Source organism: Streptomyces sp. XD-27 (assembly GCF_030553055.1).
Classification (GTDB): domain Bacteria; phylum Actinomycetota; class Actinomycetes; order Streptomycetales; family Streptomycetaceae; genus Streptomyces.
Map to the genome: position 1 here is coordinate 4,044,642 of NZ_CP130713.1, position 19,458 is coordinate 4,064,099.

The 19,458-nt window shown below is 72.0% G+C and carries 17 protein-coding genes and 2 pseudogenes; 8 read left to right on the forward strand and 11 right to left on the reverse strand.

Going from position 1 to position 19,458, the window contains the following annotated elements:
• Window positions 1–73: 73 nt before the first annotated feature.
• The 3 genes and pseudogenes from Q3Y56_RS17390 to pdhA all read right to left on the reverse strand — a co-directional run bounded on the left by Q3Y56_RS17390 (window position 74) and on the right by pdhA (window position 3,757).
• Window positions 74–1,572 (reverse strand): annotated as a pseudogene (locus Q3Y56_RS17390) (dihydrolipoamide acetyltransferase family protein).
• Window positions 1,572–2,618, reverse strand: coding sequence for an alpha-ketoacid dehydrogenase subunit beta (locus Q3Y56_RS17395; RefSeq protein ID WP_304462831.1), 1,047 nt, complete (start codon window positions 2,616–2,618; stop codon window positions 1,572–1,574). Before Q3Y56_RS17395 ends, Q3Y56_RS17390 begins: the two are co-directional and overlap by 1 nt.
• Window positions 2,615–3,757 carry a pyruvate dehydrogenase (acetyl-transferring) E1 component subunit alpha gene (pdhA, locus tag Q3Y56_RS17400; protein ID WP_304462832.1) on the reverse strand — a complete coding sequence of 381 codons (1,143 nt, stop codon included), beginning with the start codon at window positions 3,755–3,757 and terminating at the stop codon, window positions 2,615–2,617. The genes Q3Y56_RS17395 and pdhA overlap by 4 nt, the downstream gene beginning before the upstream one ends.
• Window positions 3,758–3,925: 168 nt before the next feature.
• Here pdhA and Q3Y56_RS17405 point away from each other — a divergent pair, with 168 nt between their 5' ends.
• Window positions 3,926–4,414, forward strand: a complete 489-nt coding sequence (locus Q3Y56_RS17405; protein WP_304462833.1) for an Lrp/AsnC family transcriptional regulator — start codon at window positions 3,926–3,928, stop codon at window positions 4,412–4,414.
• A 24-nt stretch (window positions 4,415–4,438) separates the two neighbouring features.
• Here Q3Y56_RS17405 and Q3Y56_RS17410 read toward each other — a convergent pair whose 3' ends face one another.
• Entirely contained in the window at window positions 4,439–5,029 is a 591-nt protein-coding gene (locus Q3Y56_RS17410; protein WP_304462834.1) for a TetR/AcrR family transcriptional regulator, read from the reverse strand.
• On the reverse strand, window positions 5,026–6,561 hold the full coding sequence (locus Q3Y56_RS17415) for a 3-hydroxyacyl-CoA dehydrogenase (protein ID WP_304462835.1): 1,536 nt from the start codon (window positions 6,559–6,561) through the stop codon (window positions 5,026–5,028). Before Q3Y56_RS17415 ends, Q3Y56_RS17410 begins: the two co-directional genes overlap by 4 nt.
• Before the next feature lie 201 nt (window positions 6,562–6,762).
• Here Q3Y56_RS17415 and paaN point away from each other — a divergent pair, with 201 nt between their 5' ends.
• Entirely contained in the window at window positions 6,763–8,469 is a 1,707-nt protein-coding gene (gene paaN / locus Q3Y56_RS17420; RefSeq protein ID WP_304462836.1) for a phenylacetic acid degradation protein PaaN, read from the forward strand.
• A 46-nt stretch (window positions 8,470–8,515) separates the two neighbouring features.
• Here paaN and Q3Y56_RS17425 read toward each other — a convergent pair whose 3' ends face one another.
• From Q3Y56_RS17425 to Q3Y56_RS17435, 3 genes and pseudogenes are all read right to left on the reverse strand, one after another.
• Window positions 8,516–9,298, reverse strand: a complete 783-nt coding sequence (locus tag Q3Y56_RS17425; protein WP_304462837.1) for an RNA methyltransferase — start codon at window positions 9,296–9,298, stop codon at window positions 8,516–8,518.
• 107 nt (window positions 9,299–9,405) lie between these two features.
• Window positions 9,406–10,812, reverse strand: coding sequence for an HTTM domain-containing protein (locus Q3Y56_RS17430; protein ID WP_304462838.1), 1,407 nt, complete (start codon window positions 10,810–10,812; stop codon window positions 9,406–9,408).
• Window positions 10,809–11,470, reverse strand: a pseudogene (locus Q3Y56_RS17435) (DUF5819 family protein). Before Q3Y56_RS17435 ends, Q3Y56_RS17430 begins: the two are co-directional and overlap by 4 nt.
• Window positions 11,471–11,701: 231 nt before the next feature.
• Between Q3Y56_RS17435 and paaA the strand changes: the two are divergent.
• From paaA to Q3Y56_RS17465, 6 genes are all read left to right on the forward strand, one after another.
• A complete protein-coding gene (paaA, locus tag Q3Y56_RS17440) occupies window positions 11,702–12,652 on the forward strand; it encodes a 1,2-phenylacetyl-CoA epoxidase subunit PaaA (protein ID WP_304462839.1) in 951 nt (316 codons plus the stop codon).
• Complete coding sequence (gene paaB, locus Q3Y56_RS17445; protein WP_304462840.1) at window positions 12,649–12,948, forward strand: 1,2-phenylacetyl-CoA epoxidase subunit PaaB; 300 nt, start codon at window positions 12,649–12,651, stop codon at window positions 12,946–12,948. The genes paaA and paaB overlap by 4 nt, the downstream gene beginning before the upstream one ends.
• Entirely contained in the window at window positions 12,945–13,646 is a 702-nt protein-coding gene (gene paaC, locus Q3Y56_RS17450) for a 1,2-phenylacetyl-CoA epoxidase subunit PaaC (protein WP_304462841.1), read from the forward strand. The genes paaB and paaC overlap by 4 nt, the downstream gene beginning before the upstream one ends.
• A complete protein-coding gene (paaD, locus tag Q3Y56_RS17455; RefSeq protein WP_304462842.1) occupies window positions 13,640–14,137 on the forward strand; it encodes a 1,2-phenylacetyl-CoA epoxidase subunit PaaD in 498 nt (165 codons plus the stop codon). The genes paaC and paaD overlap by 7 nt, the downstream gene beginning before the upstream one ends.
• Window positions 14,137–15,231, forward strand: a complete 1,095-nt coding sequence (locus tag Q3Y56_RS17460) for a 2Fe-2S iron-sulfur cluster-binding protein (protein WP_304462843.1) — start codon at window positions 14,137–14,139, stop codon at window positions 15,229–15,231. Before paaD ends, Q3Y56_RS17460 begins: the two co-directional genes overlap by 1 nt.
• A gap of 149 nt (window positions 15,232–15,380) precedes the next feature.
• Window positions 15,381–16,553, forward strand: a complete 1,173-nt coding sequence (locus Q3Y56_RS17465; RefSeq protein WP_304462844.1) for an acyl-CoA dehydrogenase family protein — start codon at window positions 15,381–15,383, stop codon at window positions 16,551–16,553.
• A gap of 31 nt (window positions 16,554–16,584) precedes the next feature.
• Here the strand turns inward: Q3Y56_RS17465 and Q3Y56_RS17470 are convergent, their stop codons facing one another.
• From Q3Y56_RS17470 to Q3Y56_RS17480, 3 genes are all read right to left on the reverse strand, one after another.
• On the reverse strand, window positions 16,585–16,932 hold the full coding sequence (locus Q3Y56_RS17470) for a rhodanese-like domain-containing protein (protein ID WP_304462845.1): 348 nt from the start codon (window positions 16,930–16,932) through the stop codon (window positions 16,585–16,587).
• A 72-nt stretch (window positions 16,933–17,004) separates the two neighbouring features.
• On the reverse strand, window positions 17,005–17,817 hold the full coding sequence (locus Q3Y56_RS17475; protein WP_304465656.1) for a hypothetical protein: 813 nt from the start codon (window positions 17,815–17,817) through the stop codon (window positions 17,005–17,007).
• A 211-nt stretch (window positions 17,818–18,028) separates the two neighbouring features.
• Complete coding sequence (locus Q3Y56_RS17480) at window positions 18,029–19,444, reverse strand: DUF2252 domain-containing protein (RefSeq protein WP_304462846.1); 1,416 nt, start codon at window positions 19,442–19,444, stop codon at window positions 18,029–18,031.
• Between the last annotated feature and the right edge of the window lie 14 nt (window positions 19,445–19,458).

Here is a 19,458-nt window from a genome sequence, read left to right on the forward strand (position 1 = left end):
GTCCCGGTGTACGCCGTCTTCCTGCCACCGACGCCCTGCCGGACCCGACCCGCCGCGCGGTCCCAGGAGGAGGTCAGACGGACCGCAGCAGTACCGCCGGATGCTCGACGCAGTCGGCCACGTACCGCAGGAACCCTCCGGCGGTCCCCCGTCGCACACCCGGTGGTCGAAGGTGAACGACAGTTGCACCACCTTCCGTATCGCCAGCTCTCCCTCGTGCACCCACGGCTTGGGCGCGATCCGGCCGACGCCGAGCATCGCAGCCTCGGGGTGGTTGATGATCGGCGTCGACCCGTCGACTCCGAAGACGCCGTAGTTGTTCAGCGTGAAGGTGCCGCCCGTCAGCTCGGCGGGGGTCAGTCGGCCCGCCCGCGCCGCCTCCGTCAGGCGCGCCATCTCCGCGCCCAGCCCCTCGGCACTGCGCGTGTGCGCGTCCCGTACGACGGGGACGACCAGCCCCCGCTCGGTCTGTGCCGCGAAGCCCAGGTGGACGGCGGGCAGCCGGACGATCTCCCGGGCCTCGGTGTCCACGGTCGCGTTGAGCTCGGGGAACCTGGCCAGTCCGGCCGTGCAGATCCGTGCCAGCAGGGCGAGCAGGGAGATCGCGGGGCCGCCGGCCGCGTTCATCGCGGCGCGGGCCGCGAGGAGTTCGGTGGCGTCGGCGTCCACCCAGCAGGTGGCGTCCGGGATCTCGGTCCGGCTGCGGCTGAGCTTGTCCGCGACCGCCCCGCGCAGCCCCCGCAGCGGTATGCGCTCCACTCCCGTCGGCAGCCCGGTCGGCACACCGGCACCCGCCGCCGCCATGCCCGTTCCGATCCCGGCACCCGGCGCCGCAGCGCCCGCACCGACCCCTGCACCCACCTCCGCAGCGCCCGCCCCGGACCCGGCACCCGCCGGCACGCCCGCACGCTCGCCGACGGACACCCCCGCGCCGGTGACCGCTGCCGCGCCGTCCGCGCCCGCCCGTACGGCGCGCTCCACATCGGCCCGCAGGATCAGTCCGTCGGGGCCGCTACCGGGCACCGTCCGCAGGTCCAGCCCATGCTCCCGCGCAAGTCGCCGGACCAGCGGGGAGATCACCGGCACCGGTGCGTCGGGGGCGATCGCCGCCTCCACGCGCTCCGCCGCCATCGCACCACCGCCCACCGCGCCCGCGGCCCGGGAACCCCGCACCACACCGCTCACCGCCGGGCCGCCGCCCACCGGCCGTACCCGGCGTCTGCGGGCAGCCGGTGCTCCGGTGCCGTAGCCGACCAGCACATTGCCCGAGCTCTCATCGGCACCGGTGTCCGCCGCGCCGCCCGCACCGCCCGCGGCGCCCTCCGCGGAGGGGACGGCCACGGTCAGCAGGGGCGCCCCCACGGGCAGTTCGGTGCCCTCCTCGCCGAAGCGGGCGGTCACCACGCCCCCGTACGGGCACGGCACCTCCACCATCGCCTTGGCGGTCTCGACCTCGACCACCAACTGGTCGACGGCGACCACCTCGCCCACGTCCACCAGCCAGCGCACGATCAGCGCCTCGGTGAGGCCCTCGCCCAGATCGGGCAGCGTGAACTCGCGTACCACCGGCATCAGTCCCCGCTCCCCTCGGTCCACTTGGACTCCCACTGGAGCCGGGCGACGGCGTCGAGCACCCGGTCCACCCCGGGCAGATGGTGCCGCTCCAGCATCGGCGGCGGGTACGGGATGTCGAACCCGGCGACCCTGAGCACCGGCGCCTCCAGGTGGTGGAAGCAGCGCTCGGTGATCCGTGCGGCGATCTCTCCTCCCGGGCCGCCGAACCCGGTCGACTCGTGCACCACGATCGCCCGGCCGGTCCTGCGCACCGACGCGCAGACCGTCTCGTCGTCGAACGGCACCAGGGAGCGCAGGTCGACCACCTCGAGGTCCCAGCCCTCGGCACGGGCCGCCTCGGCCGCCTCCAGGCACACGGGCACCGACGGTCCGTACGAGACGAGCGTCGCGGCTCCCCCGGCGCCCGAGGAGTGCCGCCGCACCACCGCGCGACCTATGGGCGCGACCTCCTCCGGCCGGTCCGCCGACCAGTCCGCCTTCGACCAGTACAGCCGCTTGGGTTCGAGGAAGACCACCGGGTCGTCCGAGGCGATGGCCGCGCGCAGCAGCCCGTAGGCGTCGGCGACGGTCGCCGGGGCGACGACGTGCAGGCCGGGCGTGGCCATGTAGTACGCCTCGGAGGAGTCGCTGTGGTGCTCGACCCCGCCGATCCCGCCGCCGTACGGCACGCGCACGGTCAGCGGCATCGGCAGCGCGCCGCGCGTGCGGTTCCGCATCCGCGAGACATGGCTGATGAGCTGCTCGAACGCGGGATAGGCGAAGGCGTCGAACTGCATCTCGACCACCGGTCGCAGGCCGTACATCGCCATGCCGACGGCGGTGCCGAGGATGCCCGCCTCCGCCAGCGGCGTGTCCGTGCACCGGTCGTCGCCGAACTCCTTGGCCAGGCCGTCGGTGATCCGGAAGACGCCGCCGAGCGTGCCCACGTCCTCTCCGAGGACGTGCACCGACGGGTCCTCCGCCATGGCGTCGCGCAGCGCGCGGCCCAGCGCCTGCGCCATGGTGGCAGGCTTCCGGGCGGTCTCGACCGTCGCGGTGGTCATCGCTCCCCCTCCTGCTCCTGCGATTCGGCGTCGAGCTCGGCGCGCAGCTGTGCCGCCTGCTCCCGCAACTGGCTGGTCTTCTCGGCGTAGACATGCTCGAACAACTGCATCGGGTCCAGCACCGGCTCCTGGTTCATGCCGTCCCGGAGCCGTGCTGCCATGGCCTCGGCCGCCTGACGGGCGGCCTCTATGCCGTCGTCGTCGATGAGAGCGCGTCCTGTCAGCTCGGCTTCCACCAGGTCGATCGGGTCGTGGGCGCGCCACGCGGCCAGCTCCGCTTCGGACCGGTAGCGGGTCGCGTCGTCGGCGTTGGTGTGCGCCTCCACCCGGTAGGTGACGGCCTCCACCAGCGTCGGCCCGCCGCCCTCGCGGGCCCGGCGGACGGCCTCGGACAGCACCTGGTGGACCGCCACCGCGTCGTTGCCGTCGACGAGCCTGCCGGGCATGCCGTATCCGACGGCCTTGTGGGCCAAGGAGGGGGCCGCCGTCTGCTTGGCGAGCGGCACGGAGATCGCGAACCCGTTGTTCTGGACGAGGAAGACCACCGGTGCCTGCCAGACCGCCGCGAAGTTCAGCGCCTCGTGGAAGTCGCCCTCGCTGGTGCCGCCGTCCCCCACCAGGGCGAGTGCCACCACGTCGTCGCCCTTGAGCCGCGCGGCGTGCGCGAGGCCCACCGCGTGCGGAAGCTGGGTGGCCAGCGGGGTGGACAGCGGGGCCACGCGGTACTCGTGCGGGTCGTAGCCGCTGTGCCAGTCGCCGCGCAGCAGGGTGAGCGCCTGCACCGGGTCCAGTCCGCGGACAACGGCGGCCAGGGTGTCGCGGTAGCTGGGGAAGAGCCAGTCCTGCTCGCGCAGCGCCAGCGCGGCGGCCACCTGGCACGCCTCCTGACCGGTGGAGGAGGGGTAGACGGCCAGTCGTCCCTGCCGGGTGAGCGCGGTCGCCTGCGCGTTGTACCGGCGGCCGCGCACCAGCTCGTCGTACAGCCTGGTCAGCAGCTCGGGGGCGACGTCCGCGGCGGCGGGCGTACCCAGCACGCGGAACGGCTCCGCGTCGGGCAGCAGCGGCTCGGCCTCGACCCGCGGCCGCCAGGCGGGCGGGGGAGTCGGCCGGTACGCACCGGGCTGCTCAAGGACCGTCATGGCGACCTCCTCGTAGGGGGAAGCTGGGCAGGGACCGGGTAGATCCCTCACCTACCGATTGTTCGGTCGTCGGCACATTTTGGCTACAGGCGGCCGCAGCCTGTGGACAAACGGTTTTCCACAGCATGGGATGAAGGCAGAGCGTCCACGAAGGGGAGGCGGGGCGGTATGCAGGACGAACAGATGGCCAACCACGGAGGAAGGCCCCCCGCCCGGCCGCTGGACGGCGTCGACCGCGACATCCTGCGCATGCTCCAGACGGACGGCCGCGCCTCGATACGCTCCGTCGCCGAGCGGGTACACATCTCGCGCGCCAGCGCCTACGCCCGCATCAACCGCCTCGTGGACGACGGGGTGATCCGCGGCTTCTCGGCCCAGGTGGACCAGGAGCGGGCGGGGCAGAGCGCCTCCGCGTACATCACGTTGAAGATCGTGCAGAATTCCTGGCGCACGGTCCGCGAGCAGTTGCGCGCCCTGCCGGGCGCCGCCCATATCGCCCTGGTCAGCGGCGACTTCGATGTGCTGCTGCTGGTGCACACGGCCGACAACCGCTCGCTGCGGGAGCTGGTGCTGACCCGGATCCAGTCGATCCCGGAGGTGCTCAGCAGCCGCACGCTGCTGGTGTTCGAGGAGACGGACCTGGCCACCGGGCCCTGACCCGGCCCGCCGGGTCGGCGCGGCTCAGGTCCGCAGGCCCGCGAACGCCGTACGGACCACGGCCTCGGCGACCTCTTCGCTGCTCGCCGCGCCGCCGCGGCCCGGCCGGTACCACTCCACGATGGAGTTGATCATGCCGAAGAGCAGCCGGGTCGCCAGCCGGACGTCCACGTCCCCGCGCAGATCGCCGTCGGCCGCCGCGTGTTTGAGCAGCTCGGCCACCTCGTGGTCGAACTCGCGCCGCCGCTCCATGGCCCACCGCTCGGTGTCGGTGTTGCCGCGCACCCGCAGCAGCAGCGTGACGTACGGCAGCTCCGCCATCAGCACCTCGGTGGTGCGCCGGGTCACGTACTCCAGCCGGTCGATCGCCCGGCCCTCGCGCGCGGCGGGCTCCTGGAGGATCCCGAACAGGCCGTCGAGGGCGCGGCTTATCGCCCGCCGCAGCAGCTCCTCCTTGCCCTTGACGTGGTGGTAGATGGAGGACTTGGAGATTCCGGCGGCACGGGAGAGATGCTCCATCGAGGTGCCGTCGTAGCCGCGCTCGTTGAACACCTCGACGGCGACCGCGAGCAGCGATTCGGGCGTGTAGGTGTCGCGCTTGGCTGCCATGGTCATGAGGGAACCACATCCTCTGCCGCGTACGCACGGCGGATCATGCCCAGCGACGGGGCGTAGCGGCCGGTCGGGAAACGCTTGTGCAGCTGCGTGAGCAGGTCGAACAGCGTCCCGTGACCCACCTGCTCGCCCCAGGCCAGCGGCCCCTGCGGATAGTTCACGCCGAGGCGCATCGCCGTCTCGACGTCCTCCGGCGAGGCCACGCCCTTGGCGACCGCGTCGGCGGCGAGGTCCACCAGCATCGCGACCGTCCGGGCCACGATCATGCCGGGGACGTCACCGATGACACTGACCTTCTTGCCGAGCGCCTGGAACAGTCCGACCGCGTCGTCGACGAGGGCACGCGGGGTGTCCTCCGCCGCCGAGACGGCGACGCGCGTGGCCGAGCGGTAGTCCAGCGCGAGGTCGAAATAGACGACGTCGTTGTACTCGACGGAGGTCTCGCCGTCGGCCAGGCAGAGCCTGCCGCCGGCCGGGAGATGGATGGCGGGCCGGTCCGCGTCGGTGCGGCGCACCCGGATCCCCGCCTCCTCGATCATCGCGGGCAGCGCCGCCGCCGACCCCTCCAGGGTTCCGCGGATGACGACCGACGCGGGCGGGTCCGCGGGCTCGGCGGTGTGCGGTTCGGGGCGCTGGGCGCCCTCCGCGTAGTCGTACCAGCCGCGGCCGGACTTCCGGCCGAGCAGACCGGCCTCGACCATCCGCCGCTGCGCCAGCGAGGGGACGAATTTCGGATCGTGGAAGAACGACTCCCATACGGATCGCGTGACGGCCTCGTTCACGTCCTGGCCGATGAGGTCGGTGAGCTCGAACGGCCCCATCTTGAAGCCGCCGGACTCGCGCAGAACGGCGTCGATGGTGGCCGGATCGGCCGCCCGCTCCTCGTAGACGCGGAAGGCCTCGGCGTAGAAGGGGCGCGCGACCCGGTTCACGATGAAGCCGGGGGTGTCGGTGCAGCGCACCGGCGACTTGCCCCAGGCCGCGACGGTCCCGTACGCCAGGTCGGCAGCGGCCGCGTCGGTGGTGAAGCCGCTGACCACCTCGACCAGCGGCAGCAGCGGCGCGGGGTTGAAGAAGTGCAGGCCGACGACGCGGCCGGGCACCCGCAGGGCGCCCGCCACGGCGGTGACGGAGAGAGAGGAGGTGTTGGTGGCGAGCAGACACCGTTCGGAGACCACCGACTCCAAGGCGGTGAACAGCTGCTGTTTGGCGCCCAGTTCCTCCAGGATCGCCTCGATGACCAAGGCGGCGTCCGCCAGCCCGGCCAGTTCGCCGACAGGGGTCAGCCGCTCGCGCGCCGCGTCCCGCTCCTCGGCCGGCATGCGCCCCTTGTCGACCAGCCTGTCCAGGCGCGCCATGATCGCGTCGGCGGCGGTCCTGGCCCGGCCCGGAGCCACGTCGTAGAGCCGCACCGGGTGACCGGCGACCAGCGCCACCTGGGCGATTCCCTGCCCCATGGTGCCGGTGCCGACCACGGCGACGGTGCTGTCGTGCGCGATTCCCTGGCTGTCGTCCCGGTCATTCGCAGTCATGCCGCTCATCCTCCCGGACAAGTTGTCCACAGCTTCGACAGGCCCCCTTGCCCCGACCGATCGTTCGGTTAATCTATCCCTGTCACACCCCAGCCGCCCACCCGTCTCTCAGTACCGCCCGAAGTGCCGAGATGCGGCGACCGCCGCGCGGGGACGCCGCCGGCGCCCCTTTCCTGGAGCTCACCGAGGAGTTGGTCAGTCGTGACCGCCGGATTCAGCACAGCGCAGTTGATCGAGAAGCACCGCGCCACACTCGACCAGGCCCTGGACACGATCCGCACCCGCGCGTACTGGTCCCCGCACCCCGAGCATCCCAAGGCGTACGGCGACGGCGGCAGCCTGAGCGCCGCCGACGGCCAGGCCGCCTTCGACGCGCTGCACGGCACCCGCCTCGACCTGGGCCAGCCCGGCACCGACGGCTGGGTGGGCGGCGAAGTCTCGCCGTTCGGCATCGAGTTGGGCGTGGAGTATCCACACCCCGACATCGAGGTGCTGCTCCCCGCGATGCGCGCCGGAATGGCGGCCTGGCGCGATGCCGGGCCCGAGGGCCGGGCCGCGGTCTGCCTGGAGATCCTCGCCCGGATCAGCGCCCGCACCCACGAATTCGCCCAGGCTGTCATGCACACCAGCGGCCAGGCGTTCATGATGGCCTTCCAGGCCGGCGGCCCGCACGCCCAGGACCGCGGTCTGGAGGCGGTCGCGTACGCCTTCGCCGAGCAGACCCGCACCCCGCTGACCGCCGACTGGTCCAAGCCCCAGGGCAAGCGCGACCCGCTGGAGCTGCGCAAGGCGTTCACCGCCGCCCCCCGGGGCATCGCCCTGCTGGTCGGCTGCAACACCTTCCCGACCTGGAACGGCTACCCCGGCCTGTTCGCCTCCCTGGCCACCGGGAACCCCGTGCTGGTCAAGCCGCACCCGCGCGCCGTACTGCCGCTCGCGCTCACCGTGCAGGCGGCCCGCGAGGCGCTGAGCGACGCGGGCTTCGACCCGAACCTGGTCGCCCTCGCCGCCGAGCGGCCCGACGAGGGCCTGGCCAAGACGCTCGCCGTCCACCCCGACATCCGCATCATCGACTACACCGGCTCGACCGCCTTCGGCGACTGGCTGGAGACCAACGCCCGCCAGGCGCAGGTCTTCACCGAGAAGGCCGGGGTCAACACCGTCGTCATCGACTCCACCGACGACTACAAGGGCATGCTGGGGAACCTGGCGTTCTCCCTCTCCCTCTACAGCGGCCAGATGTGCACCACCCCGCAGAACCTGCTCATCCCCCGCGACGGCATCGACACCGACGCCGGCCGCAAGACCTACGACGAGGTGGTGGCCGACCTGGCCACGGCGGTCGACGGGCTGCTGGGCGACGACGCCCGGGCGAACGCCCTGCTGGGCGCCATCGTCAACCCGCAGGTGGGCGAGCGCATCGACGCCGCTGCCTCGCTGGGCGAGGTCGCCCTCGCCTCCCGCCCGGTCGCCAACCCCGACTTCCCCGGCGCCACGGTGCGCACGCCGGTCATCGTCAAGCAGGACGGCGCGCGGAAGCAGTGGGAGGACGCGGACGCCGACGCCGCGTACCTCACCGAGTGCTTCGGACCGGTGTCCTTCGCCGTCGCCGTGGACTCCACCGACGACGCGGTCGCTCTGCTGCGCCGCACGGTCCGGGACAAGGGCGCGATGACGGTCGGGGCGTACACCACCTCGCCCGGCGTGGAGCGGCAGATCGAGGAGGCATGCCTGGAGGAGTGCGCTCAGCTCTCGCTGAACCTCACCGGCGGGGTCTATGTGAACCAGACCGCGGCCTTCTCCGACTTCCACGGCTCCGGCGGCAACCCGGCCGCCAACGCCGCGCTGTGCGACGGGGCGTTCGTGGCGAACCGCTTCCGCATGGTGGAGGTCCGCCGCCCGGCCTGACGCCCGGCCCTCCCGGGCCGGCCCCCTTCCGGCCCGGGAGCCACGGTCAGCGGCGCGGCAGCTGGCCGGTCTGGGCCGGGGGCGGGCCTCCCCAGTGGAAGAGAGCCATGGCCACGCTCGTGGCGAGGTTGTAGCTGGACACCTGGGGTCGCATGGGGAGTGCTACGAGCTTGGTCGCCCGGCTGCGGAGCTCCGGCGAGATCCCGTGGCGCTCGGACCCGAATGCGAGCAGCGCATCATCCGGGAGCACCACGGACCTGATGTCCTCGCCTTCCGGGTCCAGGGCGTACAGCGGCCCGGGCGGGAGATCATCGAGCGACACTCGCTCCACTGCGGTGGCGAAGTGGAGACCGGCACCTGCTCGCACCGCGTTGGGGTGCCATGGATCCATGTCACCCGTGGTGACCACACCCGTGGCTCCGAGACCAGCGGCGAGCCGGACCACGGCACCGACATTCCCGAGATTGCGGGGGTTGTCCAACACGACGACCGGCGACAACCGCGGGAGCCTCGACAGCTCGTCCCGGTTCGCCTGACGGCTGGGCCTGACCGCCACGGCGGCGACCTGCGTGGGGTGAACCCGGGGCAGCAGATCCCGCAAGGCCTGCGCCGGCACCTCGACAACCAGATCGCCCATCAGGTCACTCAGGTCGTCGGCCAAGTCGGCCGCGAGTGCCAGCACGGAGTCTTTGTCGCTCGTCAGCGCCAGCCGCACGTTCGCCCCGAAGCGGAGCGCGTGCTTGAGGGCATGGAAACCGTCAAGCAGCACACCGTCAGGGGCCATCTCGCGCCATTGCTGCACAGCCCTCGCGGCTTCGTCGTCGGTCATCCCCTCAGACTACGGCTCGGGGCTCTCACCAGGGCCTTCGCTCCTGCGGGCGCGCGGAACCCCAGCCGGTCTCGACTTCGTCCGCGCCCAGCGGTGCCCAGCAGCAGTCACAACGCTCCGCTCGGGCCTCCGGCGGCGAACCGCCGTGGCAGAAGGCACTGCCGTACGCGCCGGGCCCGCGCCCCCGCCCAGATCAGGAAGGCCGTCGGGAGGAACACCGCGTCCGCCGAGATCATGGCGAGGGAGAAGAACGGCAGGCCCAGCAGGATCGCGATGCCGACGTGCTCCAGCACCATCAGGGCGATCAGCACGTTCTTTATCTTCCGGTGGAAGACCGTGAACGGGAAGGCCACCTGGATGACGACCGTGCCGTAGGTGAGCACCATCACCACGATGCCGCTCTTCACGAGCAGGTCCGCCAGCGCCGGCCAAGGGGAGAAGTAGTCCAGGTGCAGGGGGTAGTAGAGCGCGGTGCCGTCCTGCCAGCGCGATCCTTGGACCTTGTACCAGCCGGCGGTGGCGTATATCAGGCAGACCTCCGCCATGATCACCAGCAGTGTGCCGTTGTGGATCAGGTGGGCGACCGCGTCCAGGACGGTCCGCGGCTCGCCCGGCGCGTAGCGCCGTACCAGCCACCACAGCGCCTGGACGCACCACAGGCCCCACAGGAAGGCGGCCCAGCCCAGGCCCGGGAGCGGTCCGTTCGCCGTCCAGGCCAGCTGGGAGTCGGTGAACATCTGGAGGGCGGCGAGGGCGAGTCCGGTGCCTGCCCACAGCACGACACCGGTGGCGTCGCGCGGCTGCCCGTCCGCGCCCTGCCGGGCGGCACGGCGCGCGTCGAGGGACCACACCTGTCCGCAGCGGGTCAGCACCAGGTACGTCGACATCAGGTGGATGACATTGTCGCCGCCGTCCCCGAGGAAGACGCTGCGGTTCTGCAGCGACAGCACCCCGATCATGAACAGGACGGACATGGTGCGGGTGCGCCAGCCCAGCATCAAGAGGGCGCTGGAGACGATCGCGAGCGCGTAGACGATCTCGAACCAGACCGTGCTGTCGGACCACACGAGCATCGTGAAGGCGTGGTTGCCGTCGATGAGCTGGCGCGCCATGTCCACGCTGAACGGGCCGTCGGGTCCGTACAGCTGCCGGCGGTGCGGCCACTCGCGCAGCAGGAAGCACAGCCAGGTGAACGCGAACCCTATCCGTATGACAGCGCTCTGGTACGGGCCGAGGGAGGAGCCTGTGACCTGGGCGAACGCGGCCTCGACGCGGCGGCCGAAGCGGGCCCGGGCCGACGGCGCGGGGCGCGGTGGGGCAGCGGGCGGCGCGTACGGGGGAGGCGGTGCCAGGACGGCGGCGGAAGGCGGCACGGGGGGCGTCGGCGGCACCTGCCGCGGCAGCGTGGGCGGGGGCGGCGGGGCGGGCGTGTGCGACGGGCCCGAGCCCGGCTGGGTGTCCGGTGCGGGCTCCGGCTCGTGGCCAGGGGAGGGCGGCGCGGCGGGATGGGTCACCGGCTGGTCCCCTCGGGTATGTCGGCGGCGGTCACGGTCCACCACGGCAGCTGCCGCTGGACCGTCCTCAGGTCGATCTTCTCGTCGCTCCACGGCGGCGGGGCGACGGGTCTGGTCACGGACCGGATCTGCACGCGCAGGACCGTGCCGCCGTCCTCTTCGCCGCCGATGCGGAGCATCACGATCCGCCGCAGGTACTCCCCGAAGAGCTGCCCGCGGCGGCCGATGGGCTGGTCCTGGGAGTCGTGCGAGCCTACGTAGAAGTCCCAGGCGCGGCGCAGTTCGTTCTGCTGGGTGTGGCTGGGCAGGAGGCTGTGGCGGATGGCGTCCCCGTCCCGGGCGGTCAGGTCCTTCCAGTCGGTGGTGGAGACTCCCCCTCCGGTGCGCGGACCTGGGCGCGGACCTGGACGGAGACGTTCTGCTGCAGCGGGTTGGGGGCGAAGAGCTTCCAGTTCTGTTCGAACTCGGGATAGATGTAGTCGTCGATCGTCTCGCCGTGCTGCTTGCTGGCGGTGTTCGGCGGGGCGACGTGCAGGAACACCATGGTGAGGTGCACGGCCACAGCCACCGCGACGGCCGCGGCCGCCAGCGCGATGATCAGCTGTCCGGGCAGCGAGAGCCCGGCGGCGCCGCCCGCCTTCTGCTGTTCCGGCTCCATTCCCGCCCCGATCCCCGTGGTCCTGCCCTGCGCTGCCTCCTGCCGCCGCCGCTGCGCGGCCGCACGGTCCGACGTCCCGTCCCGGCACGGTACCCAGGCGGGCGCACCAGGCACAGATGCCTCGGAGTTATCCACAGGGTTGACACCCTACGTTCCCTCGGCCCACCATTGAACCGAACGATCGGTCGGTTGGTCGGCCGGTCACCCGGCAGCGACGGCGAGGGGGCTGGCATGACCACGATGGCGGCGGACGCGGACGCGTATGAGGCAGTGTTCGACGCCGCACTGGCCGCGGACGAGCGCATCGAGCCACGCGACTGGATGCCGGACTCATACCGCGCCTCACTCGTCCGCCAGATGGCCCAGCACGCGCACTCCGAGATCATCGGCATGCAGCCCGAGGCCAACTGGATCACCCGCGCGCCCTCCCTGCGGCGCAAAGCCATCCTGATGGCCAAGGTGCAGGACGAGGCAGGCCACGGCCTGTACCTGTACAGCGCGGCGGAAACCCTCGGCACCGGCCGCGACGAGCTGCTGGACAAACTCCACTCGGGCCGCCAGAAATATTCGTCGATCTTCAACTACCCCACGCTGACCTGGGCCGACGTCGGCGCCATCGGCTGGCTGGTGGACGGCGCCGCGATCACCAACCAAGTGCCGCTGTGCCGCTGCTCCTACGGCCCTTACGCCCGCGCCATGATCCGCATCTGCAAGGAGGAGTCCTTCCACCAGCGCCAGGGATACGAGCTGCTGCTGGCCCTCAGCAAGGGCACCGCGGAACAGCACGCCATGGCACAGGACGCCGTCGACCGCTGGTGGTGGCCATCGCTGATGATGTTCGGCCCACCGGACGCCGAGTCGGCGCACTCCGCCCAGTCCATGGCATGGAAGATCAAGCGGCACTCCAACGACGAACTGCGCCAGCGCTTCGTCGACATCTGCGTCCCCCAGGCCGAGAGCCTCGGCCTGACCCTCCCCGACCCCGACCTGCGGTGGAACGAGGAACGGGGCCATCACGACTTCGGGGCCATCGACTGGGACGAGTTCCACGAGGTGCTGCGGGGCAACGGCCCGTGCAACGCCGAGCGGCTGTCCCAGCGGCGCCGGGCACACGAAGAAGGCGCCTGGGTGCGCGAAGCGGCCGCGGCCTATGCCGCCAAGCACGGAAAGGCACGGTCATGAGCACGGACACAGGCCGGGGCGACTGGCCGCTGTGGGAGGTGTTCGTCCGCAGCAAGCGCGGACTGAGCCACACCCACGCCGGAAGCCTGCACGCACCGGACGCCGAAATGGCGCTGCGCAACGCCCGCGACCTCTACACCCGCCGTTCCGAAGGCATCTCCATCTGGGTGGTGCCCTCCGCCGCGATCACCGCGTCCTCGCCGGACGAGAAGGACCCGTTCTTCGAGCCGTCCGCGGACAAGCCCTACCGGCACCCGACGTTCTACGAGATCCCCGAGGGGGTGCGGCACCTGTGACCGCCGCACTCGCCCTCGGCGACGACGCGCTCGTGCTCTCCCACCGGCTGGGGGAGTGGGCAGGACACGCCCCTGTCCTGGAAGAGGAGGTGGCCCTCGCCAACATCGCCCTGGACCTGCTCGGCCAGGCGCGGGTCCTGCTGTCCCTGGCCGGAGACGAGGACGAACTCGCCTACCTCCGCGAGGAACGCGCCTTCCGCAACGTCCAGCTCGTCGAACAGCCCAACGGCGACTTCGCCCACACCATCGCCCGCCAGCTGTACTTCTCCACCTACCAGGAGCTGCTGTTCGAACAGCTCGCCGACGGCTCCAGCGCCTTCGCCCCACTCGCCGCCAAGGCGGTCAAGGAAGTCGCCTACCACCGGGACCACGCCGAGAACTGGACACTGCGGCTCGGCGACGGCACCGCCGAGAGCCACCAGCGGATGCGCCGCGGACTGGACGCCCTGTGGCGCTACACCGGCGAACTGTTCGATCCGGTCGAGGGATGCGACGCCGACTGGACCGCCCTGCACGACAACTGGCTGAACCGCATCCGGTCCGTACTGGACCGCGCCACCCTGGCCCTGCCCGAAGGACCGCAGCGCGACGCGTGGACAGCCGGCGGCGGACGCCAGGGCATCCACACCGAGCCGTTCGGCCGGATGCTCGCCGAGATGCAGCACCTGCACCGCAGCCACCCGGGGGCGACATGGTGACCCTCACCCCACTCGAAGCCGAGCTCGCCGAGCTCGCCGGAGCCGTACCCGACCCGGAACTGCCCGTCGTCACCCTCGCCGAGTTGGGCGTGCTGCGCGGACTCCACGTCGTGGCGCCCGGCAGAGTCGAGGTCGAACTGACCCCCACCTACACCGGATGCCCGGCCATCGAGGCCATGACCGCGGACATCGAACGCGTCCTGCACGACCACGGCATACCGCAGGTCGAGGTCCGCACCGTGCTGTCCCCGCCCTGGACCACCGACGCGATCACCGCCGAAGGGCGCAGGAAACTGGCCGAGTCCGGCATCGCACCGCCCCGAGCCGTCGCCGCGGCGGCAGGACCGGTGCCACTGACCCTGGCCATCCGCTGCCCGCACTGCGGCTCCATCGACACCACCCTGCTGAGCCGCTTCTCCTCCACCGCCTGCAAAGCCCTGCGCCGGTGCGAGTCCTGCCGCGAACCCTTCGACCACTTCAAGGAGTTGTGATGGCCAGCGAAGCGCCCACCGCAGGCCACCACGGCGCCTTCCACCCCCTGCGGGTGACAGCGGTGGAACAGCTCACCGACGACTCCGTCGCCCTCACCCTGGCCATACCGGACGAACTGCGCGGCACCTTCCGCCACCTGCCCGGACAGCACATCGCGGTGCGGCGCTTCGTGGACGGCACGGAGATCCGGCGCACGTACTCGATCTGCACCCCCGCGCCGGACACCGCCGCCGGCCCGGAGTCCCTCCAGGTGGGAGTGCGGCTCGTCGACGGCGGAGAGTTCTCCACCTACGCCCTGAAGGAACTCGCCCCCGGCGACACCATCGAGGTGATGGCCCCCGCCGGACGCTTCGTCCTCGAACCGCGGGCCGGGAACTTCGCCGCGATCGTCGGCGGCAGCGGCATCACCCCCGTACTGTCCATCGCCACGACGCTGCTGGAACGCCGCACCGACACCCGCTTCTGCCTCATCCGCAGCGACCGCACCGCCGCCTCGACGATGTTCCTCGACCAGGTTGCCGACCTGAAAGACCGCTGGCCGGACCGGTTCCAGCTGGTCACCGCGCTCTCTCGGGAGGAGCAGCAGGCCGGGCTGGCCTCCGGTCGGCTGGACGAGCAGCGGCTGACCGCGCTGCTGCCCACCCTGCTGCCCGTGCCATCGATAGACGGCTGGTTCCTGTGCGGTCCGTACGGACTGGTCCAAGGCGCGGAGCGGGCGCTGCGCGCCCTCGGCGTCCCCCGCGACCGTGTCCACCAGGAGATCTTCCATGTGGACGACGGCGCCTCACCGGCGCCGGTCAGCGGACCGGCCCCCAGCCGCAGCACGGTGACCGCGACACTGGACGGCCGGTCGGGCAGCTGGCCCGTACAGGACGGGGAATCGCTGCTGGAGACCGTCCTGCGCAACCGCGCCGACGCGCCGTACGCCTGCAAGGGCGGCGTGTGCGGCACCTGCCGGGCGTTCCTGGTCTCCGGCGAGGTGCGGATGGACCGGAACTTCGCACTGGAGCCGGAAGAGGTGGCCGCGGGCTATGTGCTGGCCTGCCAGTCGCACCCGCTCGACGAGGAGGTGGAGCTGGACTTCGACCGCTGACCCGCGCCCCCGGCCGGATGCACCCGATTCCGGCGCGCGCCGACCGTGCCGATCCGTTCCCTTCTCCTAGAACCTGTTCTATCTTGACGAGCCGTCAGGTCATGTGACTCCCCGTCAGACAGTCCGGTGCGTACGGAGGGACGGCGACAGTGGACTTCACCTTCACCGAAGAGCAGCAGGCCGCCATGGAGACGGCACGAGCGGTCTTCTCCGGCACCCAGCCGGACGACGTCCCCAGCCCCGCCCTCACCCCGGGGGCGGTCGCCGACGACATCGACCGCCCGCTCTGGCGGAAACTCGCCGCGGCCGACCTACTCGCCCTCACCCTCGACGAACAGTACGGCGGCGCGGGACTCGACCCCATCGCGCTCTGCCTCGTCCTGCGCGAAGCAGGCCACGTACTCGCCCGCGTACCCCTGCTGGAGAACAGCGCCGCCGCGCTCACCATCCAGACCCACGGCAGCACCGAACTACGCCACGCCGTACTCCCCCGCACCGGGCGCGGCGAACTGATCCTCACCACCGCCGCCAGCGGACGCAGCGGACACGACCCGGCCGAACAGGCCGTCCAGGCACACCACCACCCCAACGGCACCTGGACCCTCGACGGCGTGCAGACCACCGTGCCCTGGGCCCAGCACGCCGACAGGGTGCTGACCCCCGCCCGGACCGAAGCGGGCCACACCGTGCTGGCGCTGATCCCCCGCACCCAGGACGGCGTCACGCTACTGGAGCAGATCTCGACCAACGGCGAGCAGTACGCCGAACTCCGCCTGGACGCCGTGCGGATCAACCACACCGACGTCATCACCGCAGACGGCGCATGGGAACGACTGCGGCACCTGCTCACCACCGGAACCTGCGCGCTCGCCCTCGGCCTCGCCACCCGCGTACTCGCCATGACCAGCGAGTACACCGGAAAACGCGAACAATTCGGCTTCCCGCTGGCCACCTTCCAGGCAGTCGCCGTCCAGGCCGCCGACCGCTACATCGACCAGCAGGCGATGGAAGCCACCCTCTGGCAGGCCGCGTGGCGGCTCACCACCGACCACCAGCCCCCCACCGAACCCCAGGACCCAGAGACCGGGGTAGGCATCCTCCCCGCCGCCGCGGACATCGCCGTCGCCAAGATCTGGGCCGCCGAAGGAGTACGCCGGACCGTGCAGACAGCCCAGCACCTGCACGGCGGCTTCGGCGCGGTCACCGACTACCCGCTGCACCGCTATCACGCCTGGGCCAAACAGCTGGAACTGTCGCTCGGCTCCGCCGCCGCACACGAGGAGGCACTCGGCGACCTACTCGCCGCCCACCCCCTCACCTGACCCCGCCACCCGAGCCGGCCGGCCAGAGCCACTAGAGGACGAAGGCGTCCGCCTCAGCCCGCCCGCTGACCAGCGGACGGCCGGCCGCGTCCCAGGCGAGCATGCCGCCATCGACGTTCACCGCGTCCAGACCCTGTGCGATCAGATACTGCGCCACCTGCGCCGACCGGCCACCGACCCTGCACACCACATGGACACGCCGACCATCGGCGACCGCTTCGGTCAGCTCACCGAACCGGGCGACGACCTGGCCCATGGGGATGTGCAGCGCCCCCTCGGCATGCCCCGCCGCCCACTCGTCGTCCTCCCGAACATCCAGGAGGAAACCGTCGACGGGCACCGCCGCGGCGGCGACCTCGGGAAGCTGGCCAAATCGCATCAGTCGTACCTCTCTCACACACCTGGTCCGGTCTCACACATGATCCGGCCGTAGAACCTGGGCTAACGGAACCTACTGCACAAGCTCCGCAAGCCGGGCTTCCTTCTCGGAGACCTGCGCGAGCAGCTGCTCGGCGATCTCCTCCAGCAACCCGTCCGGGTCCTCCGGCGCCATCTTGATCATCGCGCCTATCGCGCTCGACTCCATCTCGGCGGCCATGGCGGCCAGCAGCTCCTTACGCTCGGCCAGCCACTCCAGCCGCGCGTACAGCTCCTCGCTGCGGCTCGCCCGCCGCTCCGCGGGCCGCGGGCCGGCCGCCCACTCGTCCGCCAGCGCCTGCAACGCTGTCTCGTCCCCGGCCGCGTACGCCGCGTTGACCCGCACGATGAAGTCGCCGCGCCGCGCCCGCTCGTCCTCGGAATCGGCCAGGTCCGGATGCGCACTGCGGGCCAGCTCACGGTAGAGACGCCGGGCCTCCTCGCTCGGCCGCACCCGCGACGGCGGCTGCACCGGCTGCTCGTTGAGCATCGCCGCCCCCTCCGGCGACAGGCCCTCGGAGTCGATCCAGCCGAAGAACAGCTCCTCCACGTCCGGCATCGGCATCACCAGCCCGCGCGCCTCCTGCGCCCGGCGCACGTCTTCCGGGTCCCCGGTGCGTGCCGCGATCGCCTCCGCGATCAGCGCGTCGAGCTCGTCGAGCCGCGAATACACGGGGCCGAGCCGCTGGTGGTGCAGGCGGGAGAAGTTCTCCACCTCGATCCGGAAGGTCTCCACCGCGATCTCGAACTCGATCAGCGCCTGTTCCGCCGCTCGCACCGCCTGCTCCAGCCGCTGCGTGCCCGCCGCCTCCGCTGCCTGCGCGGCCTCGGCCGCTGCCGCGTCCACCTGCGGCTCCGCTCCCGCGGCCGACCGCCCTGCCTGGTGCGCTTCCGGGTTCGTCACCCGCCCAGCCTACGTCCGGCCCACCGCCGCCGAGACATCCCCGCCGCAGGGCACACCCAACCGGGCGGCTCGGCCAGTCCCCCGGCGGCTCCTCGGGGGGAGGGGCCCCTCCCCCCTCCCTCCCCTCCCTCCCCGGCCCCCCTCCGTTGCCTGGTCAGACCCCCGGCTCTGCCGCTATGCGGCCCGTGCGGATCGCCGCGACCAGGTCGGCGTGGTCCGCTTCCGTGCGGTCGGCGTACGCCACGGCGAACGCGGCGACGGCCTCGTCGAGCTCTTCGCTCTTGCCGCAGTAGCCCGCGAGCAGGCGCGGGTCCGCGGTGTGCGTGTGGGCGCGCGCCAGGAGCGCGCCGGTCATCCGGCCGTAGTCGTCCAGCTGGTCGGGGGTCAGTGCCGCCGGGTCCACGCTGCCCTTGCGGTTGCGGAACTGCCGAACCTGGTACGGGCGCCCCTCCACCGTGGTCCACCCCAGCGCCATGTCGCTGACGACCTGCATCCGCTTCTGTCCGAGCACCACGCGCCGGCCCTCATGCTCGACCACCGGCACGTCGAAGCCCGCCTTCGCCACATGGGGCAGCAGTGCGGAGGGCCGGGCCTCCTTGACCTGGAGCACCAAGGGCTCGCCCCGGTGATCCAGGAGCAGCACCACATAGGACCTGGTCCCCACGCTTCCGGTGCCGACCACCCGGAACGCCACGTCTTGTATCGCATAGCGCGCGAGCAACGGCAGCCGGTCTTCGGGGAGCGTCCCGAGATACTCGCCCAGCGACGCGGCGACGGCGGCCGCCTCCTCGTCGGGTATCCGGCGCAGCACCGGTGGGGCGTCGACGAAGCGCCGTCCGCCATCCGCCGTGGGCTCGGTCGACCGGGCCGCGAACCGGGCGCTGGTGTTCCGCCGGGCCTTGTCCGAGACGCGCTCCAGCGTTCCGAGGAGGTCCTTGGCGTCGGCGTGGGAGACCAGTTCCTCGTCGGCGATGGCGTGCCATGCCTCGGCCGCGGGCAGCTTGGCCAGCAGCCTCAGGGTTCGCCGGTAGGCGCCGACCGCGGCGTAGGCCGCCGCCCGGCAGGTGGTCTCGTCCGCGCCGGTCTCCCTGCCCGCCAGGACCAGCGAGGTCGCCAGGCGCTTCACGTCCCATTCCCACGGACCGTGCACGGTCTCGTCGAAGTCGTTGAGGTCGATGACCAGGCCGCCGCGCGCGTCGCCGTACAGCCCGAAGTTGGCGGCGTGCGCGTCGCCGCATATCTGCGTCCCCACGCCTGTGACCGGGGTGGGGGTCAGGTCGTACGCCATGAGTCCGGCCGATCCGCGGAGGAAGGCGAACGGTGTCGCGGCCATCCGGCCGACCCGTATCGGCGTGAGCTCGGGCAGCCGCCCGGCGCTGGACTCCCTGACCGCGGTCACCGCGTCCGGCCGCCCGTCGGCTATGTCCAGCTGGGCGTGCGCGGACCGAGGCGCGCGCTCGCGCAGGGCCTTGCCTTCCCGCTTCGCGCCGCCGTTCCGCTTCCTGGCGAAGCCCTGCACGTGGGGAAGCCGTCGGCTCGTCGGAAGGAACTGCTCCACCGGCCGGGCCACGGCCGCGGATGCCG

Bases quoted from the DNA above. Each gene is read 5' to 3' on its own strand.
- Q3Y56_RS17405 (WP_304462833.1), top strand. From the start codon at position 3,926: ATGCAGGACGAACAGATGGCCAACCACGGAGGAAGGCCCCCCGCCCGG.
- paaD (WP_304462842.1), top strand. From the start codon at position 13,640: ATGGTGACCCTCACCCCACTCGAAGCCGAGCTCGCCGAGCTCGCCGGA.
- Q3Y56_RS17460 (WP_304462843.1), top strand. From the start codon at position 14,137: ATGGCCAGCGAAGCGCCCACCGCAGGCCACCACGGCGCCTTCCACCCC.
- paaA (WP_304462839.1), top strand. From the start codon at position 11,702: ATGACCACGATGGCGGCGGACGCGGACGCGTATGAGGCAGTGTTCGAC.
- Q3Y56_RS17395 (WP_304462831.1), bottom strand. From the start codon at position 2,618: ATGACCACCGCGACGGTCGAGACCGCCCGGAAGCCTGCCACCATGGCG.
- Q3Y56_RS17470 (WP_304462845.1), bottom strand. From the start codon at position 16,932: ATGCGATTTGGCCAGCTTCCCGAGGTCGCCGCCGCGGCGGTGCCCGTC.
- pdhA (WP_304462832.1), bottom strand. From the start codon at position 3,757: ATGACGGTCCTTGAGCAGCCCGGTGCGTACCGGCCGACTCCCCCGCCC.
- Q3Y56_RS17425 (WP_304462837.1), bottom strand. From the start codon at position 9,298: ATGACCGACGACGAAGCCGCGAGGGCTGTGCAGCAATGGCGCGAGATG.
- Q3Y56_RS17415 (WP_304462835.1), bottom strand. From the start codon at position 6,561: ATGACTGCGAATGACCGGGACGACAGCCAGGGAATCGCGCACGACAGC.
- paaB (WP_304462840.1), top strand. From the start codon at position 12,649: ATGAGCACGGACACAGGCCGGGGCGACTGGCCGCTGTGGGAGGTGTTC.
- Q3Y56_RS17410 (WP_304462834.1), bottom strand. From the start codon at position 5,029: ATGACCATGGCAGCCAAGCGCGACACCTACACGCCCGAATCGCTGCTC.